The sequence below is a fragment of the Halosolutus gelatinilyticus genome (assembly GCF_023028105.1).
Classification (GTDB): Archaea; Halobacteriota; Halobacteria; order Halobacteriales; family Natrialbaceae; genus Halosolutus; species Halosolutus gelatinilyticus.
This window is the reverse complement of record NZ_CP095492.1, coordinates 181,740-205,114: the sequence shown is the minus strand read 5'-3', so window position 1 is coordinate 205,114 and position 23,375 is coordinate 181,740. Positions and strand designations below refer to the sequence as shown.

The following is a 23,375-nucleotide window of genomic DNA, read 5'->3' as shown; positions in this document are numbered from 1 at the left end:
CCAAATCAGGTCGGCGCGTCTGCCCGGGTCGGGCACGTAAGCCGCCCGGCCTCATCCCGTTCGCTCGCTGAGCAGGAAGTGCTAGCGTGCGGTTGAGGAATATTACTGTAAAAGCCTCGGACTTGGAGGAGGCCGACGCACTCTGCGATCGTCTGTCGGTCATTCAGGACGGTGAAATCGTCGCTACCGATTCGCCGGACACGTTCAAATCGCAGATCGGCGGCGATATCCTCGAAATCACGCTCGAAGATCCGACCGCCGAACAGCGAGCACACGCCCAACGAGTCGCCCACGAACAGTCCGGATTCAGGCTGTTCCATGGACAAGTTGAAGTGTGAGATCGAGGGCGGCAGCCGCAACATCGACTAGTGGACTCAGAAATAGTTGCCTCTGGCAGGCACAAGCGTCGTCGGATCCAGACCCAATCGACGAACTCCGCGAGTAGTACGGCGCAGGCGAGATCGACGAGGTGGGGTTCGAGCAACAGGTCGCGTTCTACGTCCACCGATCGCAACGAGCAGATCCGTATCGTGTCGAGGATGTCCCCAGGATCGTCGAGGCGATGTCGAAGCCCGATCGAAGACCTGCGGTTGCCCGCCGGTGCCGATCGAACTCACCGCTGGCGTCGTAAATCAGTGGCCGTGTCGACGTCGATGCAAACGCCGGGATCGCCGGTTTCGATGAGAGCGCTATCGTCGCTTGCCGCCAATACGGGGAGACCCCCGACGTCGCCCGTGACGTCGAGAAGCGCATCGAAGTGGCTGCGGTCGAATAGCACCGGGTTCCCGCGGCGGCCGTCGAAGGCGGCGGCCAGCACCGTCCCCAGCTCCGCTCGATACGCGTCGACGAGGAGCTCGACAGTGGCTGCATCGACGGTCGGCATATCTCCGGGAAGAAACACCACTGCGTCCGTCTCCAGCGTTCCGACGATACGGATCGCCGTCTCGACGGACGGCGACAGTCCCTCGCCGTAGTCGGGGTTGCGGACAGTCCGCGCGTCGAACCTGGAGAGCGGGACAGACTGTTTCCACCTCGTATCCGAGGACGACGACGGCCTCCGTGAGGGCCGCGTCTACGAGCGTTCGCGTCGCGTGCCGGATCAGCGACTCACCGTCGAGTTCAGCGAGTAGCTTGTTCGCCGACTCGAACCGCGAACTCGTCCCGCCGGCGAGGACGACGCCGACGATCGTCGGCTCGGCAGGATCGGTCTCCTCAAGCGCAGCAGCGATTGTTTCAGGCCCGTAGCAGGGGAGGTCGTTGGAACTCATTCGCATATCGTGTGACTCCGCCGAGCGAGATCACGAGGGACATCGGATCGACGGTCGGCTGGTCATACGACTCGTACGTGAATCGCGTACAAATATCTCATCAGTGATTCAGACTCTTGTCGGCGATCACTCCGCGTCGAAATCGATCGGAGAACGATCCCACTTGCAGGCTGCTGATGCCGATCTCGGTCACGGGGGATTGCGTATTCCAAAATATGAATATGCGAACGATCCGTCTTGCGATATCTATGGGGATACAACGTCGTGAATTCCTCGCTGGTGCCGGAGTCGCGACGGTGTCGTTGTCGGGCTGTTTGAGAGTGCGGAGTGGCGACGGTGCGCCCAGCGTCGGTGAACTCACCGTTGGCGTGACGACCAGTACATACGATTCCGGCCTTCTGGACGTTCTTCACGCGGAATTCGAGTCGAGATACGGGGCAACTGTACGGGCCGTTTCCGGGGGGACCGGGGAGACGATCGCTCACGGCGAACGCGGGGACGTCGACGCCGTCATGGCCCATGCCAGGTCGCTCGAGGACGAGTTCATCCGATCCGGACACGGGATTAATCGGCGCGACTTTACGTTCGGCGACTTCGTCGTCGCCGGCCCGCCGGACGATCCGGCGGGGATCGAAGAGCTGACGACCGCGCACGAAGCGTTCGCTCGAATCGCGGAGACGGAAGCGGCGTTTCTCTCCCGCGGCGACAACTCCGGAACGCACGTGAAAGAACTGGAGCTCTGGGACGCGATCGGAACGTCGCCTACCGGCGAGTGGTATTTAGAGACGGGACAAGGGATGGGAAAGACGCTCGTTCAGGCCGGTCAGCGGAGGGCGTACCTGCTTACCGTTCGCGGAAACTACATCGATATGCGAGACGACCTCGATCTCGAACGCTTCGTGGAGGGACCGGTCACGGGCGGTGATCCGACGCTGGACAATCCGTACGGGATCATTGTAGTCAATCCGGCGAGACATCCGAACGTCGAATACGAACTCGCGATGTTGTACACGGGATTTCTTACCGGAATCGAAGGCCAGAGAATCATCGAAGACTACACGATCGACGGCAAACAGGTATTCTACCCGGACGGGCTCTCAGAAGATCCGAATTTTGAGCAGTACAGTCCCGCAAACGAGAGCTGACCCGACTACGGCTCGGCCGCCTCGACGGCGTTCGAGGAGACGATTACTGCACGGACGTCTGGGAAGCCTACTACACCGCGGATTCGAAACGTTTCTTCGTCGCTCGAAACCTCGATAACGGCAAACCGATTTCGGAAGCGGCCCTGGACGTTCGAGGTGCGGCCGAGCGGTTCAGATACTTCGCCGACATCGTCCGCGAGAACGCGGGCGAAACGGTGACCGTGGGCTCGCGATACGGACAGATCGTCAAAGAACCCTACGGCATCGTTGGGCAGATCATTCCGTGGAACTTCCCCCTCTGGATGGCCTCGTGGAAGCTCGCGGCGGGAAACTGCTCGGTACTTAAGCCGGGAACAGACGCCGCTGTCCGCGCTCCGACTCGCGGAGTTCGGCGACGACATCATTCCTGATGGTGTCGTCAACGTCGCCCCCGGATACGAGGAGGAGACGGGCGAAGCGGTGGCCGGTCACCCCGACGTAGCCGTTACTAGCCACTCTTCCGGAGTTAGAATCAATCGGTCGTCTCGAACGTTGGGGCATTCGTATCGTCGAACCGGTCGCCGTGGATCGGCGTCGGTCCCGAATGCTCGCCACATCTCCCCGCCCGAACGCCCGAGTCAGTGTGGATAACAACGCTTCGGAGCTATTTCACCGTTCTCAGTGGTTAGTACGCGATCGATTCCATCGAAGCGAGTCGGTAGCGCGGCCGGGACGCTCCATTGATTTCCGGTTGACTAGCTCGTCTGGAACCGCAAACCGTCCAGCGGATGTGTACCGTTGGCTTGCTCGAATGGATCACCTCTGACGAACGGATTCACATCATGCCGCGGTCCGATATCCGATCGACGCTTACCAGTCACATCCAAGAACAAAACCGATCGAATCGCTCTGTGCATTCGCCGAGTCGAGACAGAACTGTTGTCAGAGGCACATCTCGACTCGGCACTTCTCTCCACTCGTTCGAACGAGTTGAACCTTATTCAGGGAGTACTGAATTCGAAGCCGACATCGATTTTATCACGTCATCCGCCTGGTCGGAGGCCGTTTCGGCATCGAAATTTCCGATATCGGCGCGGATAGGTGCTCTGACGTCCACGATCTGAACAATAGGTAGATAAGGTATCTTCTTTATAATAGGTGAGGAAGGTAGCTTAGTTACCTAGGGTAGCTCTCGTTGGCCAAGAATCAATCGGACGTTCCGGGACACCCGTCGAGCGATCGTTCTATGGATTCGGTTCGGTGCAGAGACACTCGTGACCCTGAGAGGACCGTCCAGTGACGAAGGCGTGGATTTCGCTGGCCAGCGCATACATCGCGTGGGCCCGTTCTGCTGAGGCGAGACCGTCCTGATAGTACGTTTTCGCTCGATGGTCGCGCCAGAGATCGGCGAGATCCTCGGCCACGAATTCAGCAAAAATGCCAACTGCAGCTGCCTCCCGGTACACGCCCGGATGTGTTCCGGGAAGATCAGCCGGCTCCATCGTACCGCGCTCGAGGAGTCGGAACTCGACCGTCCGTTCGATCGCGACAAACGAGGCTTCGATAACGAGCGTATAGTATCCGGCGTCGTGCAGGGCTTCGGCACCAGCGAGCAACCGACAGGCCTTCCGCAACTGGAGGAGGGCCGCGTCTGCCACGTCCAGGCCGAGTTCGATTTCTTCCGGTCGTCGGTCGAACGCCGCCTGTGCGTTGTCGATGAGGTGTTCGATTCGCGTACTACTCATCGGCGATCACCGCCTTCCGAATGGGTTGGAGTCGGTCACTGCCGTACACAGTCACGCCCTCCGTAAAGATTTCGCGGAGCTTCGGGCCTACCCGACGTGCACTCTCCGCGGACTCGACGTACGGTTCGAAATCGAATCGGTCACCATCAAATCGTTGCTCACTGAGATCGGCGACAATATCCGTAACGACACGTCGAGCACTCGTCCGGTCACCGTCAACGACGACGAACAGGTCGATGTCACTCTGCCGGTCAGCTTCGCCTCGGGCGACGCTTCCGAACACGATGATGCCGAGAACAGCAGTGATATTGTCGGCGTCGCTAACTGCCTCTTGGACGCGGTTTATGAACGCTCGAATCGGCGCGTGGAACTCCGATTGGGCAATAGCGAGCAGTGGATCGTCTTTCTGGAGTCGATCTGGGTTAATCGAGACGTAGTTTCGTTGCGGTGTCTCTCGAATCCGAACGGTACCGATGCTATCGAGGAGGTTGACGGCCCGCCAAACCGTCGACCGAGTGACGCCTGTCGCGTCGACAAGATCCGGGATCGTAAACTCCGTTTCGTGAGCGTCGGCTAGGAGCCGGAGAACGTCGTCTGCGACCGCGATACGAAAGATATCGGTATCTGCATTCGGATAAGCATCGATGCAGATTGTTATATCTTGTTTCGTCATATCGGACACTGTCTGTTCTTGTGCAACTACGTATAAATAGATGGCGGCAACAGCCTGTATCTCGTCCGATATACTGTCACAAGCGACCGCTTTCTCGGCCGGATTCTCCGGGAGATAGTCCCAGGTGATGGCCCACGAGAGGAATGCGGAGATGTAGTCGTAGTACGTCCACGCCGTCGAGGGGTGATCCTGCCGGTGGCCTCGTCCGATCGCTTCGCTTCGACGCGGCGGGGAGGTAGCCGGCGTACCCCGCGAGTGTGCGCTTCGAGACCACCCCGGTCGTGGTGACGTCCCAATTGGCGTAAAAACCGATTCAATCGGTGACGACGGCTCGAAGTTCTGCCGATAGTTCGGCGAGACGTTTGACTTGGTTTTGAGACACTCTGTAAGGATGTCTTCGAGGGCCATACCCTGGGTATGGCCCCGGAATCTGCGGTTTCTGTCAACTAGGATGACCGTACGGCGTTTATGATAATAAATCTAGTTGTGATCACTGGTCTAATCTAAAGTACTGTTCGTCACAGTCATATCGGCCAATTTCGGTTTTCGGCGCTTCTATCTCCAGAGAACGATCGGAACAACACATAATAAATCGAATACTGATATATCGAATCGTCGTACTGCAGAAGTTGAGACGATGGGACAGGCGCCAGCGGAGGTGCTTAGACAGTGCCCCGTTTTCGAGCTGTCACGGGAAGAGACAACGGGTGCTACCCGATCGCGGGGTTTGACCTCTTGACGGACGATCGTCCGACGGGCGATCACTGTCAATGGAACGCCGTCAGATGGTGGTAGCGAGCACAGGCACATCTAACGACTCGAGGATCGTTGCCGTGACTAGCTTCGGAGATACACCGCTGTGATGGCTCACTCGGCTTGGTTGAACCGTGACAGCATACTGTATCGGAAGTACCCAGTCCAGAACAGCGCGAGAACGAAGGCCACGCCGACCAATAGCCATTGATCCCCGGGTTCGAACTGCTCCGCGACGAAGACGCCGCTGACAATGACGGCGAGGTTGTACACGAAAACGGCGAGATCGACTTTCGCGTCTGGCATACCCCGTCCTTTCTGCGAATCCCGTATAAATACCGGGTTCCATCCGCTACGGGATTCGTTTGCCACCCTCATACCACCTTCCGCGCTTCCGCGTCACCGGTGCGTTCCGCGACTTACTGGCCATGTCGAGGTGTTCCCTTCCTGATGGGGTTCTACAGTTGCTTGTAGTGTTCACGGATATGACGGACTCTCTCGCTGTAGAACGTAGTCTTGCGGTCGGAGAGGAAGGCACAGGCGGCGACCCACCGTGCGCCCGTGTCGATGGCCAGTACGCCGTCGTACTCGTCTTGGACAGTACAGATCGCTTGATGACGAGACGGACGTCCCGGCCACCGTCTCGACGCGCGAGTTCGCTGTCTCGAATATCGTCCTCACGGACGAACTGTTCATCCCAGTTGTCGGCTTCATGCCACGACTAAAGTCGTGGACTTGTGCCTCGCTACCACTGTAAGACTCCGCACCAGTGCGCGCTCGCTACTGACCCGCCTTCGCGCGCTTTCGGTGCCGTCGTGGATCAACCGGGACGCAGCTCCGATTTTCGGCGTCGGACCGAAACAACACGTTGGGCGCATCCAGATCGGCGGTGTCATACAGCGGCGCCAGTTCCACGGGATCTACCCCTCTTCTGTGGCGATTTCCCGAACGGTTTTGGCAGATACCGGTTACCCCCTCGGTATCATCCCAAGATCCAACTCGGCGAACAATAAGCCCAGTGATACCGTCTGTCGATGCCCGATTCGCGGGGATACGGACATCGCTAACAGCAATCCCGATCAATCCGCGATACGTTTGGGCGGCTCCCGGTACGCACCGATCTCCGAAGGGTCGACCCTGGTACTATCGATCAGCCGAACGACTCGCGACTGCGTCGGATCGTCGAACGGGTTCAGTAACGAATCCATCCCGTCAACTGAGATATAACTTGATCCGCTCGGCGACGTACTCGGCCTCGTCGTCGGTGAGGCACATCGGATTCACGGTGAACGCCGACTCGTGGAGGTGGTCGGGACCGACGAACACGCGCGGGTTCTCCCGGCGGAGTTCACCGACGAGGGTCTCGGCGTCGATCCCCGCGATGTCGGGGTCGATTCGGACGAACACTTCGGGCGCGACGGCGGTCTTCTCTCCCTCGGTGACCGTGACCGTCAGGCCGTTCTCGTCGCGGAACTCGTCAGCCATCAGTTCAGCCCGGTCCGCCCACTCGCGCGTGCGAACGTCGTGGTCCTCCTCGACGAAGAGTTCGATCGCACGGATGAGGCCCGCGAGTTCCTCTTTGCCGACCTTCAGCGGCCGGCCGGCGCCTTGACGGGGCACGCCGCCGAAGCGGTCGAGGTCGATCAGGTCGGTCGGCGGTTCCCACACCTCTTCGGCAACGTGCATGTCGAGGTGCTGCATGGCGGCCGACTCGATCAGTTCTTGCTTGCCAGCGAGGATTCCCGTTGTCTGGGGGCCGCGGATCGCCTTGCCCCCGCTGAAGACGACGAGGTCGGCGCCCTCGTCGATAAACCGCGAGAGGTTTCTCGTCGGGGGCAGCTCCGCGGCCGCGTCGACGATCACCGGCACGTCGTGCTCGTGGGCGACGTCGACGACGTCGGACAAGTCCGGCTGGGAGTACGACTTCTGCATGTACGCGACGGCAGCCGTGTCCTCTGTGATCGCGTCCTCGATCTCCCACAGCTCCGTGTTCTTCGACCCGGTGCCGAGGTGGTTGTCGTTGTTTCCGACGTCGACGATGCGGGCGCCGGCGAGTCGGATCGCGTGGTCGTACCCGTTGCGGTGCGATCGCGGCATCACGACCTCGTTCGGGGCGTCTCCGGCGTGGGGGAGGCGGCTCATCGTGCCGAGGTCTTCGCCCGCGATGCAGGCGGCCGTCCCGAGCGTGAGACACGCAGCGGCGCCGCTGGCGACGTAGCCCGCCTCTGCGTTGGTGACCTCGGAGATGAGTTCGCTGGCGCGGGCCTGGAGGTCCGAGATGCGGACGAACGACTCCGCCGCCCGGGACATCGCCTCGACCGCCTCAGGACGGATGAGGCTCCCGCCGATGCGAGTCTTCGTGCTCGCGGCGTTGATGACCGGCGGTACGCCGAGTTCGTCATAGATGCTGTCTGTGTCGTCGAGCTGCTCGCTTTCACCGCTCATGCAGCGATCACGTCCGACACATTTCCGGGCCGGGTGATAAAGGAAACGGTTGTGGGCCGGTCACTCGGCTTCCAGCCAGTCCTGGGTCATGTGTTCGTACCGCTCGCGCGAGACCCGGTTTTCCAGCGGCTCGCCGCCGTCGAACCGCTCTATCTCGTCGATCACGGTTTCGGCCAACCTGTACCGAGTTGGTGCCCCGGCGACGTGCGGTCCGAGCACGACGTCGTCGAGGTCCCGAAGCGGACTCGATTCGGGGAGCGGCTCCTCCTCGAACACGTCGAGTGCGGCCCGAATGCGGCCCGTCCGTAGCTCGTCGACGAGCGCGTCTTCGTCGACGATTGCACCACGGGCCGCGTTCACCAGCAGGCAACCGTCTGGGAGCATCGACAGGAGCTCTGCGTCGAGCATGTGGAGCGTCTCCGGCGTCTTCGAGGCGTGGATCGATACCACGTCCGACGACTCCAGTACCGTATCGAGCGCCGCCATCGTGGCGAACTCGAACGCCGCGATGTCCTCGGCGCTCGCGTACGGGTCGTACACTCGCACCGTCGGATCGAACGGCGCGAGCAGCGACAGCAGCTCCTCGCCGACGTCACCGAGGCCAACGAACCCGATCGACGACCCGAAGAGCGTCTCCGTCCGCTCGCAGGTCCCCGGCCACGCTCCGTTCTTCATCGCAGCGTCGAAGCCGGTTGTGTCGCGCAGCGCCGTAAGCATATACGCGAGGATCCCCTCAGCGACGAACGGCGCCATGGCGCGGTTGGCGCTGACGACGGGGATCCCGCGTTCGTACACCGCTGGCGACGCGATCGAGGTGACACTTCCGCCGACGTGGCCGATCAGTTCGAGCGAATCGGCGCCGTCAAGCACGTCGGCCGAGAGCGTCGGACTGCCCCACCCGGTGACGCAGACGTCGACACCGCGCAGGCGCTCGCGCAGTTCCGCGGACGTGAGCTGGTCGTCGTCGTTCCAGTCCACGATACCGACCGATTCGAGCCGAGATGCGACGTCCGACGGGAAGAGAACGTCACGCTGTGGACCCGCCGGTAGTGTGACGAGGATGTTCACACCTCGTAATGTTCGATACGTCGTATAAGTGTGCTGGTCGGTTCGTCCGTCTGTCCGTCTCCGTCCCTCCAGAGGTTCCACTCCTGCCCGCTCAGAAGTCGCCGCTACGGCACTTCCGAATCGTGTACCCTAGCACGCCTAGCATCGGGACGATCAGGACGATGTTGATGATCATGATCTCGTAGGTCCCCTCGTCGGGTGATGTCAGGTACAGCGAGAGGAGCGTAAAGACAAAAAACACCACGCAGAGTCCGAAGAGAAGGCCCCAGACCGGCATCCCGGCGCACATAATCTCCCAGAACCGTTCTTTCATGCTAATCCGAGCAATCGGGGGCGGTGACCGTAAAGGTACCCCTCGGCGCCGTCAGTCGTCGGCCACTCCGGACGTCGTCTCGGCGGCGCCGTCAGTGTACTCCTCCCTGTGGAGCAGGCACGCTGCGACGTGTTCCGTTCCGACCGGCTCCCGGGGCGGCGTGATCTCTTCACACGGTGTCGTGAACAGCTCCCGGAGCCGATCTACGGCGGCCTCTTCGTCTCCCCGAACGTACGCCCGAAGTCCGTCGCTCAGCACGTCCTCCGCGCGCTGCTGTGAGAGCGGGTCTTCGATGCCGTACTCGCGACGGATCTCGCCGACGAGATCGCCCTCCGGCACGTTCGGTGTCTCGTCATCCTCGGCCTCGATACCGGCGTCGTCTGTGACGCGTCGCTCGAGTTCCGCGAGGTCGATCTCGTCCGCTTCGAGGTCCTTGCGGCAGTCGAGGACCTTCCCCCACACCTCCTGATTGAGGTCGAGGTCGTCGGGCTGGATCACCGCGGGACAGCGGGTATGGAACCGGCAGCCGCTGGGCGGATCGACCGGGTCCGGGATGTCGATCTTGCGGATCGGCATCTCGTCAGACCGGTTCATCGACTCGAAGTCGGGTGTCGCCCACACCAACGCCTTCGTGTAGGGGTGTTGGGGGTTCTTCGTGATCTTCTCGGCCGGGCCGATCTCGACCAGTTCGCCGAGGTACATCACGCCGATTCGACCGCCGACCTTCTCGGTGAGGTACCTGGCATTCGAGAAGTCGTGAGAGATAAAGAGGAACGACGTGTCGAACGCGTCCTGGAGCTCGTGCATGAGGTCCATCATCTCGATGCGCAGGGAGACGTCGAGCGCGCTGATGGCCTCGTCGGCCAGGATGAGGTCGGGGTTCATCAGCAGCGCCCGGATCAGCGCGACCCGCTGTTTCTCGCCGCCCGAGAGCTGGTGCGGGTAGCGGTAGGCATAGTCGTCCGGCGGCGTCATGCCGACGCGCTCTAATAGCCCCAACACCCGGGCAGCGCGGTCCGCCTTGGAGAGGTGCTTCTCCCACTTCTTGAGCGGCGACTCGAGGTTGGCTATCACCTTGCGGTTCGGATTCAGGGCGCCGCCCGGATCTTGGTGGATGATCTGCAGCGACTTGCGGATCTCCCGGAACGGGATGTCGATCTCGCCCTCGCCGTCCTTGGCGTCCCAGACGTCCTGTCCGCGATACTTCACGGAGCCGCCCGTGGGTCGCTGGAGACCGATCGCGGTCTTGCCCAGCGTCGTCTTGCCACAGCCGCTCTCGCCGATCAGGGCGATCATCTCGTTTTCGTGGATGTCCAGCGAGACGCCGTCGACGGCGTGGACCGTGTCTGGTTCCGAGAACAGGTTCAGGAAGCCGCCGCCTGACTCCTCCTCGAAGTGGACCTCGACGTCCTCGAGCGACACCACAACGTCGTCGCCGCGATCGGAACTCATTCGTCGTCACCTCCAGTGTTGGTCTCGGGCATCGTGAACGGAATCTCCTCTCTCGCCTGCTCCCAGTGGAAGCACTTCGCGTGGTGGCCGTCCCCGACGTCGTGGTACCCGGGATCGTACTCTCGGCACTCTTCGGTCGCCAGGTCGCACCGCGGGTGGTACGAACAGCCGTGGGGCACATTGACTGGATCCGGCGCCGATCCCTCGACGGGCCGCATCTCCGAAAGCGGCGTGCTCATGTTCGGCGTCGCGTTGAGCAGCGCGCGCGTGTAGGGGTGGGAGGCGTCGCTGAGTATCTCCTCCGTCGGCGCCACCTCGATGAACTCGAAGGCGTACATCACCGCGATCCGGTCGGCGAGTTCCGCGACCAGCGGCAGGTCGTGGGTGATGAACACCATCGTGATGTCGTACTTCTCCTTGAGGTTGGTGAGCAACTGGAGGATCGACCGCTGCATCAGCAGGTCGAGCGCGGCCGTCGGCTCGTCCATCACGAGCACTTTGGGTTTAAGTACCATGCTCAGCGCGATCAGTGCGCGCTGGCGCATCCCGCCGGAGAGTTCGTGAGGGTACGAGTCCATCACGCGCTCGGGTTCGAGGTACAGGTCCGTGAGCAGTTCGTAGGCCCGGTCCATCCCCGCCTCGTGCGCGGCGTTGTGGGCGTCGAGCGTCTCCTCGAAGTGGCCGCGGACCGTCATGGAGGGGTTGAACGAACTCATCGCTCCCTGGAACACCATCGAGATCTCCGACCATCGGATCTGCTTGAGTTCCCGGGTGCTGACCTCGAGAACGTCGATCGACTCGTCAGTGGTCGGCTTGTACTCGATCGATCCGCCGAGCACGCCGGGATCGACGACCGCGTCGAGTAGCGCCGAGGCGAACATCGACTTGCCGGAGCCGGACTCGCCGACGATGCCGATGATCTCGCCGCGCTGGATGTCGAGATTCGCGTCGTCGAGGACTCGCGAGACGCCCCTGTCCATGTCGAAGGTCACGCTCGCGTTCCGCACTTTGAGGATCGGGTCGTCGGTCTCGATGGCCTCGTTTCGGATCGCGTCGGTCGATTCGCTCACAGTCATGATTATATCCCTCCCTGTACGTCAGGCACCGTAACGTCTTCGTCCTGTTTGGCGTCGGACTCGTCGTCGCTGCGCGTGTGTTCCGCGTGGCGGGCCCGGATCCGGGGGTTGAAGATCCGATCGAGTCCCTGTCCGAGGAGCAACAGCCCCAGTGACAGGAAGATGATCGTGATCATCGGCGGGTAGAACCAGTGGAACAACGACTTCGTGTAGATCGCTCCCTGGCCGTACGCGTTGTCCATCATGACGCCCCAGTTGAACCCGGTGTTCGGCAGGAGCCCCAGGAAGTACAGCCCGACCGAGGCCATGATCACGTTTCGCGCAGTCGAAACGAAGTTCACGACGATGAGCGGCATGACGTTCGGGAGGACGTCCTTCGTGATGATCGCGGGCGTCGAGATCCCGATCGTGCGCGACGCCTCGACGTAGGGCTCGTGGCGCAGTTTCAGCACCTCGGAGCGAAGCGACCGCGCGAAGCTCGCCCAGCGGTTGACCACGAGGATGATGCCAATCACCCAGGGCTCCGTCGGCTGGAGGATCGCCGCGAGGACGACGACCAGCGGGAGCGCGGGGAGCGTCATGACGATGTCCGCGATCGCCATCATGACCTGGTCTACCGATCCGCCCTTGTATCCCGAGAGCAGTCCCCAGACCACCGAGAGGACGATCGAGAAGATCGCTCCCGCGAACATCATCTCGAGCATCGCTGGCGTCGCGTGGACGATCTGGGCGAAGACGCCGCGCCCCAAGGAGTCGGTGCCCAGGGGATACTCCCAGAACGGGATTCCGAAGATCACGGTCATGTAAGCCGAGTCGAACGGGCCGACGAGTTCCGGCCCGGCGCCTGCGTACGGTCTATCGACGAGCTCCACGCCGACGGTTCCAATCAGCACGAACAGCGTCGTGATGGTGATCCCGATCCGCGCGCGCCAGTCTTTCCAGATGATCCGCCCCGGGGCGAAGACGTACTCGTCGATCAGCGCCCGGTACCGTTCTGCCCGGGACCGCTCGACGTCCGCGGTCGTCTCGAACAGCGACTGCTGCGGGGCAACGCTTCCACCGTCGGTCGACGTGTCTTTTTCAGAACGCTTCACGGTCACCACCTCCTGCTCGCGGGTCGATGAACCCGTACGTGAGGTCCGCTATGTACACTCCGACGATCACGCCGGCCGTGATGAACAGGAACGTCCCCATCATCAACGGGTAGTCCCGGGCACTGATACTCTGGTACATGAAGTACCCGACGCCGGGGTACTGGAAGATGTACTCGAGGATGATCGAACTCCCGAACAGCGTGCCGAGCGAGATCATCAACGACGTGTACATCGGGAGGAACGCGTTTCTAGCGACGTACCGGAGCGCGATCCGCCGCTGTGGCAGCGCGCGGAGCTGGGCGACGCGGAGATAATCCTCACCGAGCACCTGGATGGCGTTTCCACGCATCTGGAGCGCGACTATGCCGAACCCGGCGATGACCAGCGAGGCGATCGGAAGCGCCCCGTGGCCGATGACGCTCCAGATGAACTGAGGGTTGAATCCTTCCTCGATGCCGGAGCCGTAGTGTCCGCTCGTCGGGAACAGGCTCAGGTTGTATCCCAGGAGCCACAGGAGGACGACGGCGACGACGTAGAACGGCACGGAGGTCAGGAGAATCGACGTTCCCGACCAGGACACGTCGAACCGGCTCCCCTCCGCGTACGCCATGAACGCTCCTGTGGTGATCCCGATCAGGTAGATCAGTATGATCGAGACGATCGAGATGAAGATCGTCCAGGGCATAGCGTTGCCGAGAATCTGCGCGACCGGCTCGTTGTACCACGTCGACGTGCCGAGATCGCCGGTCGCGACGCTCGTTATATAGTCCACGTACTGCTGCCAGAGCGGCTGTTCGGGGTTTATCGACGCGTAGAGCTCTACCTGACGCGCAACTGCACTCGGATCCTGACCGGCACTTGCGAGCTGCGCTCGGAGACGATCGACCGGACTACCGGGCATCAGTCGAATCATCGCGAACGTAAACGATATCACGGCGTAGAACGTCAGGAACGCCATCCCGGTTCGCTTGACGAAGTAGCGTGTCGATACCATGTCCACTAGGTGAGCTCCGATCGCGCGTTCTGGTCGATACACCGTTCCGGACGCCCTTCGATCGGCAAACGCCGATCGTGATCGCCGGACATGCTATTGAAATCCATGGTGTGGGATAGTTTCTGTAGGATCGCGTATTCCTATATGTGTTGTGGTACCGTACGGCAGTACGGACGGGAAATATACCCCTCTCACGCCGACGAGACGAACTGGTGGCCTCGTTACTCGTCGGGGGCGGAGATAGCGCCGATCTGCGGGAGCGAGTACGTGAACGGCATGAGACCCGAGAGGCGATCCTCGCCGAGCTGATCCGGATAGCTCCACGAGCTGTTCATGTACCAGGGGTAAGCCCCCGCGCCGGCGGGGAGCTTGGGCACCGTCTGGTTGTACGCCCAGGAGAGCGTCTCGGAGATCTCGGTCACGCGCGCCTCGTCGGTCGTGTGCTGTAGCTCTTCGAACAGCGCCACGGGGTCGACCTCGATCGTGTCGCTGCTGTCGGGCTCGCCGATTGGCGGCACTTCGAGACCGGGTTCGCCATAGGGCTCTTGCAGATAGTACGAGAACGGCTCCTCGCTCTGGTTCTCCGCGTCGTAGCGGAGCCAGGTGAGCCGCCAGCCCGTGACGACGTTGGAGAAGCCGATGTACCCGCGGGCGAGTTCGTAGTCGAGTTGCGGGATGGTCTCGCCGAAGTACGTCGTCCCTTCGACGGTTTCGACGTTGGATTCGATGCCGAACTCCGAGAGGTTTGACGCGGCGTACTCCATCCCGTCCTGCTGGTACTGGACGTTCGACGGCGCTTTCCAGGGGGCGACGAACTGTTCGCCGTTGGGCTTGTACCACTGGCCGCCTTCCTTCGTCAGGCCGGCCTCCCGGAGTAGTTCGGCGGCCCGGTCGTGATCCTGCTCGTAGGTCGTCAGGCTGTCGTGGAAGCCGTCGCTGACCGACGACGTCATGGGCGGGGACATCCCGTCGAAGTTGTTGTCGATCTCACCCCAGCTCCCGTGATACTGTCGGGTGACCCCCTCGAAGTCGATGATGTGGGCGAACGCCTTCCGCACGCGGGCGTCGCGCCACATGTCGGCGTGTTCGCCGTTCCGCCAGTTGAAGACGAATGCGTCGGTCCACCCGGAGATGATCGGAATGTAGTCGGCATCGTCGGGGTATGCGTTCTCGAGTTCGTTCTGGTCGTCGATCTCGATGCCGTCGGTACCGTCGATTTCCCCGTTGATAGCCGCCTGATCCAGGCTCGGCCGTTCCGAGAAGAAGCGGCTAAACTGGCTCTCGTAGTCCAGTTCGTCGGGATAATCCGAGAGATCGACGTCATAGTTTTCCTCCAGATTTTGCTGGATATCGGACCAGGGGTAATCCTCGTAGACGGTGAACCGCGCTCCCTGCGTATCGATCTCGTCGAGTTCGAAGGGGCCGCACGCGTACGGTTCCAGGTCCTCGCCGCGGACGTTCATCTCGACGAGCTCAGTTTGGACGTTACTGATCTGGTCCTCCGAGCCGGCGTCTTCGTACTGATCGATGATGCCGCCGTAGAGCTCTTCGTGGGCGAAGATCAGAACCCCGACAAGCGAATTGCTCAGGAGGCCCGCCGGGTTGTACGTGTCGTCCATGTCGATGACGAGAGTCGTATCGTCCTCGGCGTATACGTCTTCCCGGGCGTCGTCGATGTACTGCGAGATCGGTTCGTTCGCGAGCACCGCCAGCTTGAAGCTCCGAGCGTAGTCCTCTGCGGTGACCGGATCCCCGTTGTGCCAGGTCAGGGAGTCCTGCATCGTGGCCCGCAGTTGCTGGTTCTCGATCGTCCAGTCGGTTACGCCAACCGGAAGGTACTCTCCGTGCGTTCGAACGTCGATCGCCCCGGTCACGTATACCGCGTAATTCGAAGACCAGTCGGGAGTGAGCGTGAGGTTGTGCGGATTGAACTGCAGGTCCTCTTGCGTCCCGAGGATCGCGGAGACGAACTCGCTGGAGTCGCCGCCGCTGCTACTCCCGAAGCAACCCGCCAGCATCCCGGCGGCGCCTGCGCCGGTTGCACCGATCATTTGCCGCCGACTGATTCGCGGACCTCGAACTGAAGGAATACTATCTCCCGGATTGTGATGCTCTCCCATGGGATATACTGGTATGAGAGACGATACTTAACAGTTTCGGTTAGTTGATGGACTACCGTGATGGACTACGTCGTACTCGGACGTAACGGCTGCAGCGACCATCACGACGATTTCCGGGAGCGCGGATCAGTGTCCGTACCGACCAAGGAGCCAGAAAATCACGTACACGACGACCGTGATCAGGCAGACGATCAGGCTGATCGCGCCCGCGACGCCCGCCTCGACGTACTTTCCCGTAGCCTGGAAGATCATGCCCAGGACCAGCAGCGCGACCCCGAACGCCAGCGGATAGACGACGATCGCGTACTCCCTGGCGGTGTCAATCGCGCGCTCTCCCAGCGTCAGTTCGTCGGCGACGCTCTGTGTTGCCATACCTGACTGCTGACGGTCGACCACGATAACTGTTTTCACCGGAGCGGCAGTTCCGGCGGTTCCTGCGACCGTAATGTATACTACGTTGGATACGGCAGTTTCCGGTGATGGATTCACGACTGGTTACCAACCCGCAAGCGTTCGTCGAGCGACAGTCGAAGTACCCCGGCATCCGGACCCAGAGCCTGATCGTGCTCTGCGTCGGGCTGGCGTTCGCCCTGCAACACCTCGGCAACGTGTTCTTGCTCGACGAGGCTTACGAGCGCGTCTCGGCCCCTATCTGGGTACTCACAGTTACCGACCTGGCAGTGCCGTTCCTCATCTGGGGCGCCGTCACGGTCGCGATCTACGTCGTCGCTCGACTCTTCGAGGGGTACTTCCCGCCGGGTCTACTCTTCCGTCTTACGGGCTGGGGGATGGCCCCGTTGATCGGCGCCGGACTTGTGCGGAACGCGGGACTGCTCTACGCGCTTCGTGACGCGACGCCGCCCGCAGAATTGTCGTTCTCAGGATTCCAGCGCTCCTACGAGGTCTACCAGACCTACATGGATGGCGCGACGACCGATCCGGCGCTCGCGATCGGCGTCCTGCTGGCAGTCCCGTTCGTGCTGTACAGCGGGCACATCTGGGCGACCGTCGTCGAGCACATCAGCGACGTCACCCGCCGCGAGTCGTACTACGTCGCGGCCATCCCGACGGCGCTGTGCCTCCTCTGGGTCGCCTCGCCGTACCTGCTGTAACCGCCGCTCTCTCGTTCTCACTGACGACCGAAGACGGCGGATCGCTGAATTAGAGGGCGTCGTCGGCACCGACGAGTCGTCGCGTCGCCCTGCGGAACTCGACAATCGCTTCGGGAGCGATCTTCGCCGTCCGGACTTCGTACCCGATCGACTCGAGGTCCGCCAGCGTCGGCACGTAGCCGACGTAGTCGTTCGCGTATCCGGCCGGGATGAGCGTCGAAACACGCGCCTCGGCCTTGAGGTCAAGGCCGTGTCGAACGAGTGCTTCCCCCGGGATACCGAGCACGCCGAGATCGCCAACCTCCACGTACGGGATGTGGGTCGGTAGCGATGTCGCGTCCCACTCGGCGATCGCGAGCAACGTGCGAGCGTACTGCCGGTCCCGGAAGACCTTCTCGCGGCCGACCTCGTCGCCAGCGCGCTCGAGTTGCTCGAGCTGCTCGTCCAGCGACGCGACGTGTTTCCGTATCTCCTCGACGGGGGGTGTGGACTTGACCGGCAGCCCAACGCGCGCCTCGTCGACCCAGATCGGCGCCCGCCGGATCGCATCGTCCGACGACTCCGCGTCGTCGATCGCGCGGAGGACGGCCTCCCCGACGGTCGTTCCGATCCGCTCCATGTACTCATAGACGGCGTCGCCGGATCGTTCGGGGTCCATTCCACTCGGATTGATTTCGCCCGCGGCGCCGTTCAGGAAGAGGACCGTCGCGTCGGCGTGCTCGCGTTCGATCCGTCGCCGGGCGTATCCCGGCCAGTCCGCCGACAGGAGCGTCTCATCGCCGGTCGTACACACCGGATGGCACGCGAAGTTGTACACGACGGTCCGCTCTCCGCTAGCCGTCTCGATCAGTAGCGCGGTCACTTCCGGATCGACCGGACCGGCGGGCATCCGGACGTTGCCGCCGATGCCGCCGGCGGCGCGGCGGTTTCGCGGCGCGTCCGTCTCGCGGGCGTGACCAATCCGGAGGCCGGCCGGTTCGACCCGTTCGGCGGCGCTGGCGAGCGCGTCGACAAGTCTCCGCTCGATTCGATCGACGGTATCGCTGACGTCGGTGTCGGCGCTGAGCACGGGGCTGACGTCGAGCGCTCTGGCGGGTACGTGGGGGCCGGCGTGGGTGTGCGTCGCCGCGAGCACAAGTTGATCGAGGCGGACGCCCCGCTCCTCCAGCGACCGGCGGACGCTGCGCGTGAGCTCCCGAGAGACGTTCAACAGGTCGACGGACACGATCCCGACGGCGACTGCACCGTCATCCAGCACGAGCGCGGTCGCCTTGAGAGGATCGTGGACGCCGGTAGAGAGGCCGGTCCTGTTGCCGTACCCACTCATCTCGACGGGACCGTCGGGGTGATATCTTCGGTCACCGATCCTGCGTAGAGCGTCGCTTCGTGGGGCTGCATCTACAATTTCACCCCCTACATCGCTCTCCCGATGCGTCCGCGACCACTCCCGTGGTCGACCGCGTCGGACGCCAATGTGGGAGCGATTCGTCGGTGACGTCAGCCGGGTAGCGACGATCCTTCCGGTTTGCTTCGCCAGTGATCGTTCGTCTCACGTTTCGAACTATCCCGCCTGCTATATATCGGTGTCCCCGATGGCACCTGACCCTCACCAGTGAACTATCGTGCAACTATCGTCCTAATACGACCAATAACAGTTCGAGTCACGGCGGTAACTGGCTTCCCCCGGCGATCAAACCGTCTCAGCGGCCAGGTCGTCTCGAAAACGATCGGTGCCCCGCTCCGGTCGTCGACAGGCGTGCCTCGGCCCGACCCCGCCGACGGAGACGCTACCGGCGTTCGACAGGTCGCAGCGTATCGAGTGGCTCTCCCACTCGTGCGAGCGCCGTCCGAACGACAAACGTCAGTCCTGTTCGAGCGCCACTCTGCGGTCGTCCCCGACGCTCTCCCACTCTCCGGACCCGGCAGACGCGTACACGGCGTCGAGCACTTCCAGCACGGACGCGGCGTCCTCGAGCGAGACTGGGACGGGGCGGTCGTTCTCGACGGCGTCGAGGAACGCCCGCAAGAACTCGAGGCCCCACTCCCCGCCGTAGCCGGACGTCGGCTCGTAGTCGTAGGTGATCGTCCGTTGGGGGGTCCCGTTCCAGCTGTCGTCCGTCGACGCGAGTTCGACCGTCGTCTGGCCGTCGAACCCGAAGGTCGCCCCGATCGGGTCCCACTCGGCGCGTCCCTCGTCGCCGTAGACGGCGATGTTCGTGTCGTAGCGACCCTCTCGGAGGTAGTAGCCGCAGTGTAGCGTCCCGATTGCCCCCGACGCTGTCTCCAGCTGGAGGAGACCGCCGTCCTCGACGTCGATGGCGTCCGATCGGTGATCGAGCGCGGCGTTGACCCGTTCGATTTGGTCGCCGAGGATCCAGGGGAGCAAGTCGATCCAGTGGATGCCAAGCCATTGGACGATCCCTCCGCGACTCGCCTGCGGGTCGAAGAGGTAGTGGTCCGTGTTCCTGAACTCCGGCCGGGACGCGAGGAACCGCGCCTCGAAGGCGCGGACGTCGCCGAAAAATCCTCCTCGAACCCGATCGCGAAGCTCTTGCGCGATCGGGTGGCCTCGCCACGAGTACGAGACTCCGACTGTCGCGTCCGACTCGCGAGCGGCGTCGACCACGGGCCGCAATTCATCAGCGGTTCGCGCCACGGGCTTCTCGGTGAACACGTCTACGCCCCGCTCGACGGCATCGATGATGACGCCCGGCGCGTCCGCGTTCGACAACGTCACCCAGATCAAGTCGGGCGACTCGTCCTCGAGGAGCGCCGCCGGCGACCGGTAGAGGGTGACGTCGCCGAGCCCCTCGACGCTGTCGGTGTCGATCTCCTCGTCCGGTTCGCACGCGCAAGTGACTTCGACTGGCAGTTGCGCGAGGCTCTCGAGGTATGGCTCCGTATGATGGTGATTTAGTCCGATGTAACCGACGTCAATCGTACTCATGTCTTACTTGAAGGCTGGAAGGATGTCATCGCCGAGCCGCTCTAGGCACCTGACCGCGGACTCCTGGGGCTGGCCCGGGAACTGGCACCGCAGGACGACGTGATCGACGCCCAACTCCTCGTACGTGCGGAGCTGCTCAATACACTGTTCGGGCGTTCCGATCACGAACTTCTCCTCTAACTCGTCGTAGTCTACCTCCACTTCGTGCTCGTCGAGGTACGTCTGGCCCCACCGGGCGTAGAGCTGGTAGAGGTTGAGCAGATACGGCTCGATCGCCTCGCGAGCTTCCTCCATCGAATCAGCGACGTAACAGTCCCGCATCAGGATCACGTCGTTCTCGCTGCGGTCCTTGTCGAACTCGTCGAGTGCGTCCTCGTAGACGCCGATCTGTTTCACGAGATCTTCCGCAGTAGAGGACGCACTCGCGATCCAGCCGCTGCCGCGGTACGCGGCGCGCTTGATCGCGATGTCTGCGTGACCGCCGACCCAGACCGGGATGTCGCCGTCCGGTCGCGGGCTGACGAACGCGCCGTCGAACGACCAGTTACCCCCGTCGTGAGTGACGCTATCCTCGGACCAGAAGCGCTTCAGGAGGTGCATCGACTCGAGCATCATCGACACGCGATCGTCCATCGTGACGCCGAACGGTTCGAGTTCGTCTTCGCGGTAGCCTAGCGCCGCGCCGAACGTGACACGTCCGCCCGAGATGCGGTCGATCATCGCGAGCTGTTCGGCGAGGTGCAGCGGGTTGTACAGAGCGGGCAGCACCGCCGTCGTCGCCAGTTCGACTGTGTCGGTCCGCTCCGCGAGCGCGGCCAGCGTCGTGATCGCCTCGGCGAACCCCTCCTCGTGGACGTGGCGTTCGCCGACCTCAATGGAGTCGAATCCGCGCTCCTCGATGACGTCGGCCTGTTCGAAGAGGTCGGTCACCTCGAACTCGCCGTCTTCGGTGTAGTACTGGTTCAGGAAGACGCCGAACTTCATGACTCCGTCACCTGGCTTTCGAGGACGCCGACTCCCTCGACTTCGACGGTGTCACCGATGCCGGCTTCGTCCTCGTCGACGTCGCTGGCCTCCTCGCCGAACTCCCCCTCGTAGCGGAGGTTCGTTACGCCGTCGTGGTACGCGATCCTCTCGTCCGGATCCGTGATGCTGGACGGCGACTTGGCGAAGAAAATCGGTTCGTCGGGGACGTCGTATCCCCTCTCTTCGGTGTGGCCAGCGTAGTTGAGACTGATGCCGACGAGATTGCTCGGTCGCTCGATCGGAGCGCAGAGACGCACGCCCGCGTGCGAGTGCGTCGCGCCGTCGCTCCCCCCACGGAGGGCGTTGAGATCCGCGTCTCCGCGGAGGAAGTTCTCGGAGGGCGCGTCGAGGTCGTCGATTTCCGTCATCCCCCCCTCAGCTCGGTCGACTACCCCCAGTCGAGTATCCGAGCGATCGCCAACGTCGAATCTACAAACGTGCATTGACAGGCCCAGTATTTTGCTCGCTGGACTATAAGCCTACTGTCCGTTGATCTCTCTCTCCGAAGCGTCCCGTACGGGCCCGCTCCTTATCCGTGCCTGCGTTCGAGTTCCTCGGCGTGACGCTCCCTGCCGGTCTCGCGGAGGCGTCGCGCGTACGCCTTCAGCCGACCGCGGACGTGGTACGGGCCGCCTTCCCGGATTACTTCCCACATGGGGTCGGTTACGCCACGCGGAGCGGCGGGCGTGCCGCCGTTCGTGCCGTACGCGGCTTCCCGCATCCGCTCGTCGTGCCAGCGCTGTAGCTTGGCCTCCCCTTCGGCGACGACGTCCGGGCGGTCGTCGGCGAGGTTCGTCGTCTCATGGGAATCTTCCTCGAGATCGAACAGCATCGTATCTTCGAGGGCGCCTTTGAACCCGTCGTGGTACGTCTTCAGGAGCATCCACTCGTCCCACCGGACCGACCGCTGGCATGCCCACGCACCCTGACTGAGGACGAGATACTCCCGCCCCGCGTCCTCGCCCTCGGTCAGGCTGTTAGCGAACGACTGGCCGTCCCATCGTTCGGGGACGTCACCGCCGACCAGTTCGGTGACTGTCGGTGCGAGGTCGATCTGGTAGTGAAACCCGTCGTCCGTGCCGGGTTCGATGTTTGGACCGTGAACGATCAACGGAACGCGCGTCGTCTTGTCGTCCGCCGTCTGATGGTCGCCGTAAACATTGAGTTCGCCCATTTGTTCGCCGTGGTCGGCGCTGATGACGATCACGGTGTCTTCGAAGACGCCCGCGTCTCGGAGGCGGTCGAAAATCCTCCCCAGATAGTGATCCATGTAATGGATCCCGACGTCGTAGCCGTCCACGTACTGCTTGAAATCCTCTTGCGATCCGATCGTTGCGGGCACGCGGGGCAGGTCGAGGTCGCCACCGAATCCCGGCGGGACGCCGTGGACCTCTCGCGCGCTGTGGGGGCCGTACCCCGAATAGTGCGCCTCGATCACATCTTCGGTCAGCCACTCCGGCGCCGGTTCGTCCTCGAAGGGGTTGCCGTACTCGGTCGGCGTATCGTACGGCACGTGCGGGTCCCAGAAGTTGACGTGGAGGAACCAGTCGTCCGATTTGGCGTTGGCGTCGAGCCACTCCTCAACGAGGGGATAGATCTCGTCGGCGCGGTCCATCCCGTTTCTCCCCGGATCGATGTACTCCTGGATCCCTTCGAGCACGTGCCATGCGTCGTGGCGCTTCGGAAACGGACTGATCATCGCAGTGTAGATTCCCGCTTCGTCGAGGACTTTCGGCCACGCGTCGAACGCGTCGTTGCGCCGGAACCCCCGATCGGATCCGAGCGGACGGACCTCAGCGTTCACACCGCCGTGGTTGATCACTCCCGTGTGGATCCCGAACCGGCCGCTGAACAGCGCCGTCCGAGAGGGGAGGCAGGGCGCGTCAGACACGTAGTAGTTGGTGAACCGGCGTCCCCGTTCCGCCAGATAATCGATGTTGGGAGACGTGTCCCTTTGGTATCCGTAGCAACCGAGGTGATCGGGACGAAGCGAGTCCACGTCGATGTATAGGATTCGCATACCGGCCGTTTGCGTGCTCCTCCAATCAACGTTTCCTTAGGACGAGTAGCCGATCGACTCCGTTCTGACAGAGAAAACAACCGCGCCGGCTGACGTTGCGTGCGCTTCTCCACTGTTCTTCCTGATTTTGTGTCGGGGACTGGGC

The 23,375-nt window shown here is 62.5% G+C and carries 21 protein-coding genes and 2 pseudogenes; 4 read left to right on the top strand and 19 right to left on the bottom strand.

Going from position 1 to position 23,375, the window contains the following annotated elements:
- Positions 1-122 precede the first annotated feature (122 nt).
- The gene (locus tag MUH00_RS20040) at positions 123-338 is read left to right on the top strand and encodes a hypothetical protein (protein ID WP_425603071.1); all 216 of its coding nucleotides are present in this window, start codon (positions 123-125) and stop codon (positions 336-338) included.
- Positions 339-613: 275 nt separating this feature from the next.
- Here the strand turns inward: MUH00_RS20040 and MUH00_RS22930 are convergent, their stop codons facing one another.
- Positions 614-961 (bottom strand): nucleotidyltransferase family protein, encoded by a 348-nt coding sequence (locus tag MUH00_RS22930; protein WP_256464816.1) that lies wholly within the window; start codon positions 959-961, stop codon positions 614-616.
- A 121-nt stretch (positions 962-1,082) separates the two neighbouring features.
- A pseudogene (locus MUH00_RS22925) lies at positions 1,083-1,268 on the bottom strand (NTP transferase domain-containing protein); the annotation flags it as partial.
- A gap of 320 nt (positions 1,269-1,588) precedes the next feature.
- Here MUH00_RS22925 and MUH00_RS20030 point away from each other — a divergent pair.
- Both MUH00_RS20030 and MUH00_RS23265 read left to right on the top strand, forming a co-directional pair.
- On the top strand, positions 1,589-2,413 hold the full coding sequence (locus MUH00_RS20030; protein WP_321576106.1) for an ABC transporter substrate-binding protein: 825 nt from the start codon (positions 1,589-1,591) through the stop codon (positions 2,411-2,413).
- Positions 2,410-3,043, top strand: a pseudogene (locus MUH00_RS23265) (aldehyde dehydrogenase family protein). The gene MUH00_RS20030 and the pseudogene MUH00_RS23265 overlap by 4 nt, the downstream one beginning before the upstream one ends.
- A 593-nt stretch (positions 3,044-3,636) precedes the next feature.
- Here the strand turns inward: MUH00_RS23265 and MUH00_RS20020 are convergent.
- From MUH00_RS20020 to MUH00_RS19965, 12 genes are all read right to left on the bottom strand, one after another.
- A complete protein-coding gene (locus MUH00_RS20020) occupies positions 3,637-4,137 on the bottom strand; it encodes a DUF8154 family protein (protein WP_247004601.1) in 501 nt (166 codons plus the stop codon).
- Complete coding sequence (locus tag MUH00_RS20015) at positions 4,130-4,810, bottom strand: nucleotidyltransferase domain-containing protein (RefSeq protein ID WP_247004719.1); 681 nt, start codon at positions 4,808-4,810, stop codon at positions 4,130-4,132. Before MUH00_RS20015 ends, MUH00_RS20020 begins: the two co-directional genes overlap by 8 nt.
- 867 nt (positions 4,811-5,677) lie before the next feature.
- Complete coding sequence (locus MUH00_RS20010) at positions 5,678-5,869, bottom strand: DUF8074 family membrane protein (RefSeq protein ID WP_247004600.1); 192 nt, start codon at positions 5,867-5,869, stop codon at positions 5,678-5,680.
- A 906-nt stretch (positions 5,870-6,775) separates the two neighbouring features.
- Positions 6,776-8,008, bottom strand: a complete 1,233-nt coding sequence (locus tag MUH00_RS20005; protein ID WP_247004599.1) for an aminotransferase class V-fold PLP-dependent enzyme — start codon at positions 8,006-8,008, stop codon at positions 6,776-6,778.
- Between the two features lie 60 nt (positions 8,009-8,068).
- Complete coding sequence (locus tag MUH00_RS20000) at positions 8,069-9,076, bottom strand: hydroxyacid dehydrogenase (RefSeq protein ID WP_247004598.1); 1,008 nt, start codon at positions 9,074-9,076, stop codon at positions 8,069-8,071.
- Positions 9,077-9,167: 91 nt separating this feature from the next.
- The gene (locus tag MUH00_RS19995; protein ID WP_247004595.1) at positions 9,168-9,389 is read right to left on the bottom strand and encodes a hypothetical protein; all 222 of its coding nucleotides are present in this window, start codon (positions 9,387-9,389) and stop codon (positions 9,168-9,170) included.
- A gap of 51 nt (positions 9,390-9,440) precedes the next feature.
- Positions 9,441-10,841, bottom strand: coding sequence for an ABC transporter ATP-binding protein (locus MUH00_RS19990; RefSeq protein ID WP_321576105.1), 1,401 nt, complete (start codon positions 10,839-10,841; stop codon positions 9,441-9,443).
- On the bottom strand, positions 10,838-11,917 hold the full coding sequence (locus tag MUH00_RS19985) for an ABC transporter ATP-binding protein (protein WP_247004593.1): 1,080 nt from the start codon (positions 11,915-11,917) through the stop codon (positions 10,838-10,840). Before MUH00_RS19985 ends, MUH00_RS19990 begins: the two co-directional genes overlap by 4 nt.
- 2 nt (positions 11,918-11,919) lie before the next feature.
- Positions 11,920-13,011: an ABC transporter permease gene (locus tag MUH00_RS19980; RefSeq protein WP_247004591.1), complete on the bottom strand. Its 1,092-nt coding sequence runs from the start codon at positions 13,009-13,011 to the stop codon at positions 11,920-11,922.
- Positions 12,998-14,005, bottom strand: a complete 1,008-nt coding sequence (locus MUH00_RS19975) for an ABC transporter permease (protein ID WP_247004590.1) — start codon at positions 14,003-14,005, stop codon at positions 12,998-13,000. The genes MUH00_RS19980 and MUH00_RS19975 overlap by 14 nt, the downstream gene beginning before the upstream one ends.
- 221 nt (positions 14,006-14,226) lie before the next feature.
- Complete coding sequence (locus MUH00_RS19970) at positions 14,227-16,056, bottom strand: ABC transporter substrate-binding protein (protein ID WP_247004588.1); 1,830 nt, start codon at positions 16,054-16,056, stop codon at positions 14,227-14,229.
- 195 nt (positions 16,057-16,251) lie between these two features.
- Entirely contained in the window at positions 16,252-16,497 is a 246-nt protein-coding gene (locus MUH00_RS19965; protein WP_247004586.1) for a hypothetical protein, read from the bottom strand.
- Positions 16,498-16,604: 107 nt separating this feature from the next.
- On the opposite strand from MUH00_RS19965, the gene MUH00_RS19960 reads away from it, so the two are divergent.
- Positions 16,605-17,237: a YIP1 family protein gene (locus MUH00_RS19960; RefSeq protein ID WP_247004584.1), complete on the top strand. Its 633-nt coding sequence runs from the start codon at positions 16,605-16,607 to the stop codon at positions 17,235-17,237.
- A gap of 49 nt (positions 17,238-17,286) precedes the next feature.
- Here MUH00_RS19960 and MUH00_RS19955 read toward each other — a convergent pair whose 3' ends face one another.
- The 5 genes from MUH00_RS19955 to MUH00_RS19935 all read right to left on the bottom strand — a co-directional run bounded on the left by MUH00_RS19955 (position 17,287) and on the right by MUH00_RS19935 (position 23,230).
- Entirely contained in the window at positions 17,287-18,564 is a 1,278-nt protein-coding gene (locus MUH00_RS19955; RefSeq protein WP_247004582.1) for a neutral/alkaline non-lysosomal ceramidase N-terminal domain-containing protein, read from the bottom strand.
- A 534-nt stretch (positions 18,565-19,098) separates the two neighbouring features.
- On the bottom strand, positions 19,099-20,184 hold the full coding sequence (locus MUH00_RS19950; RefSeq protein ID WP_247004580.1) for a Gfo/Idh/MocA family protein: 1,086 nt from the start codon (positions 20,182-20,184) through the stop codon (positions 19,099-19,101).
- A gap of 3 nt (positions 20,185-20,187) precedes the next feature.
- Positions 20,188-21,168, bottom strand: a complete 981-nt coding sequence (locus MUH00_RS19945) for an LLM class flavin-dependent oxidoreductase (protein ID WP_247004578.1) — start codon at positions 21,166-21,168, stop codon at positions 20,188-20,190.
- Positions 21,165-21,578: a fumarylacetoacetate hydrolase family protein gene (locus tag MUH00_RS19940; protein WP_247004576.1), complete on the bottom strand. Its 414-nt coding sequence runs from the start codon at positions 21,576-21,578 to the stop codon at positions 21,165-21,167. The genes MUH00_RS19945 and MUH00_RS19940 overlap by 4 nt, the downstream gene beginning before the upstream one ends.
- A gap of 161 nt (positions 21,579-21,739) precedes the next feature.
- A complete protein-coding gene (locus tag MUH00_RS19935; RefSeq protein WP_247004574.1) occupies positions 21,740-23,230 on the bottom strand; it encodes a sulfatase family protein in 1,491 nt (496 codons plus the stop codon).
- Positions 23,231-23,375: the final 145 nt, after the last annotated feature.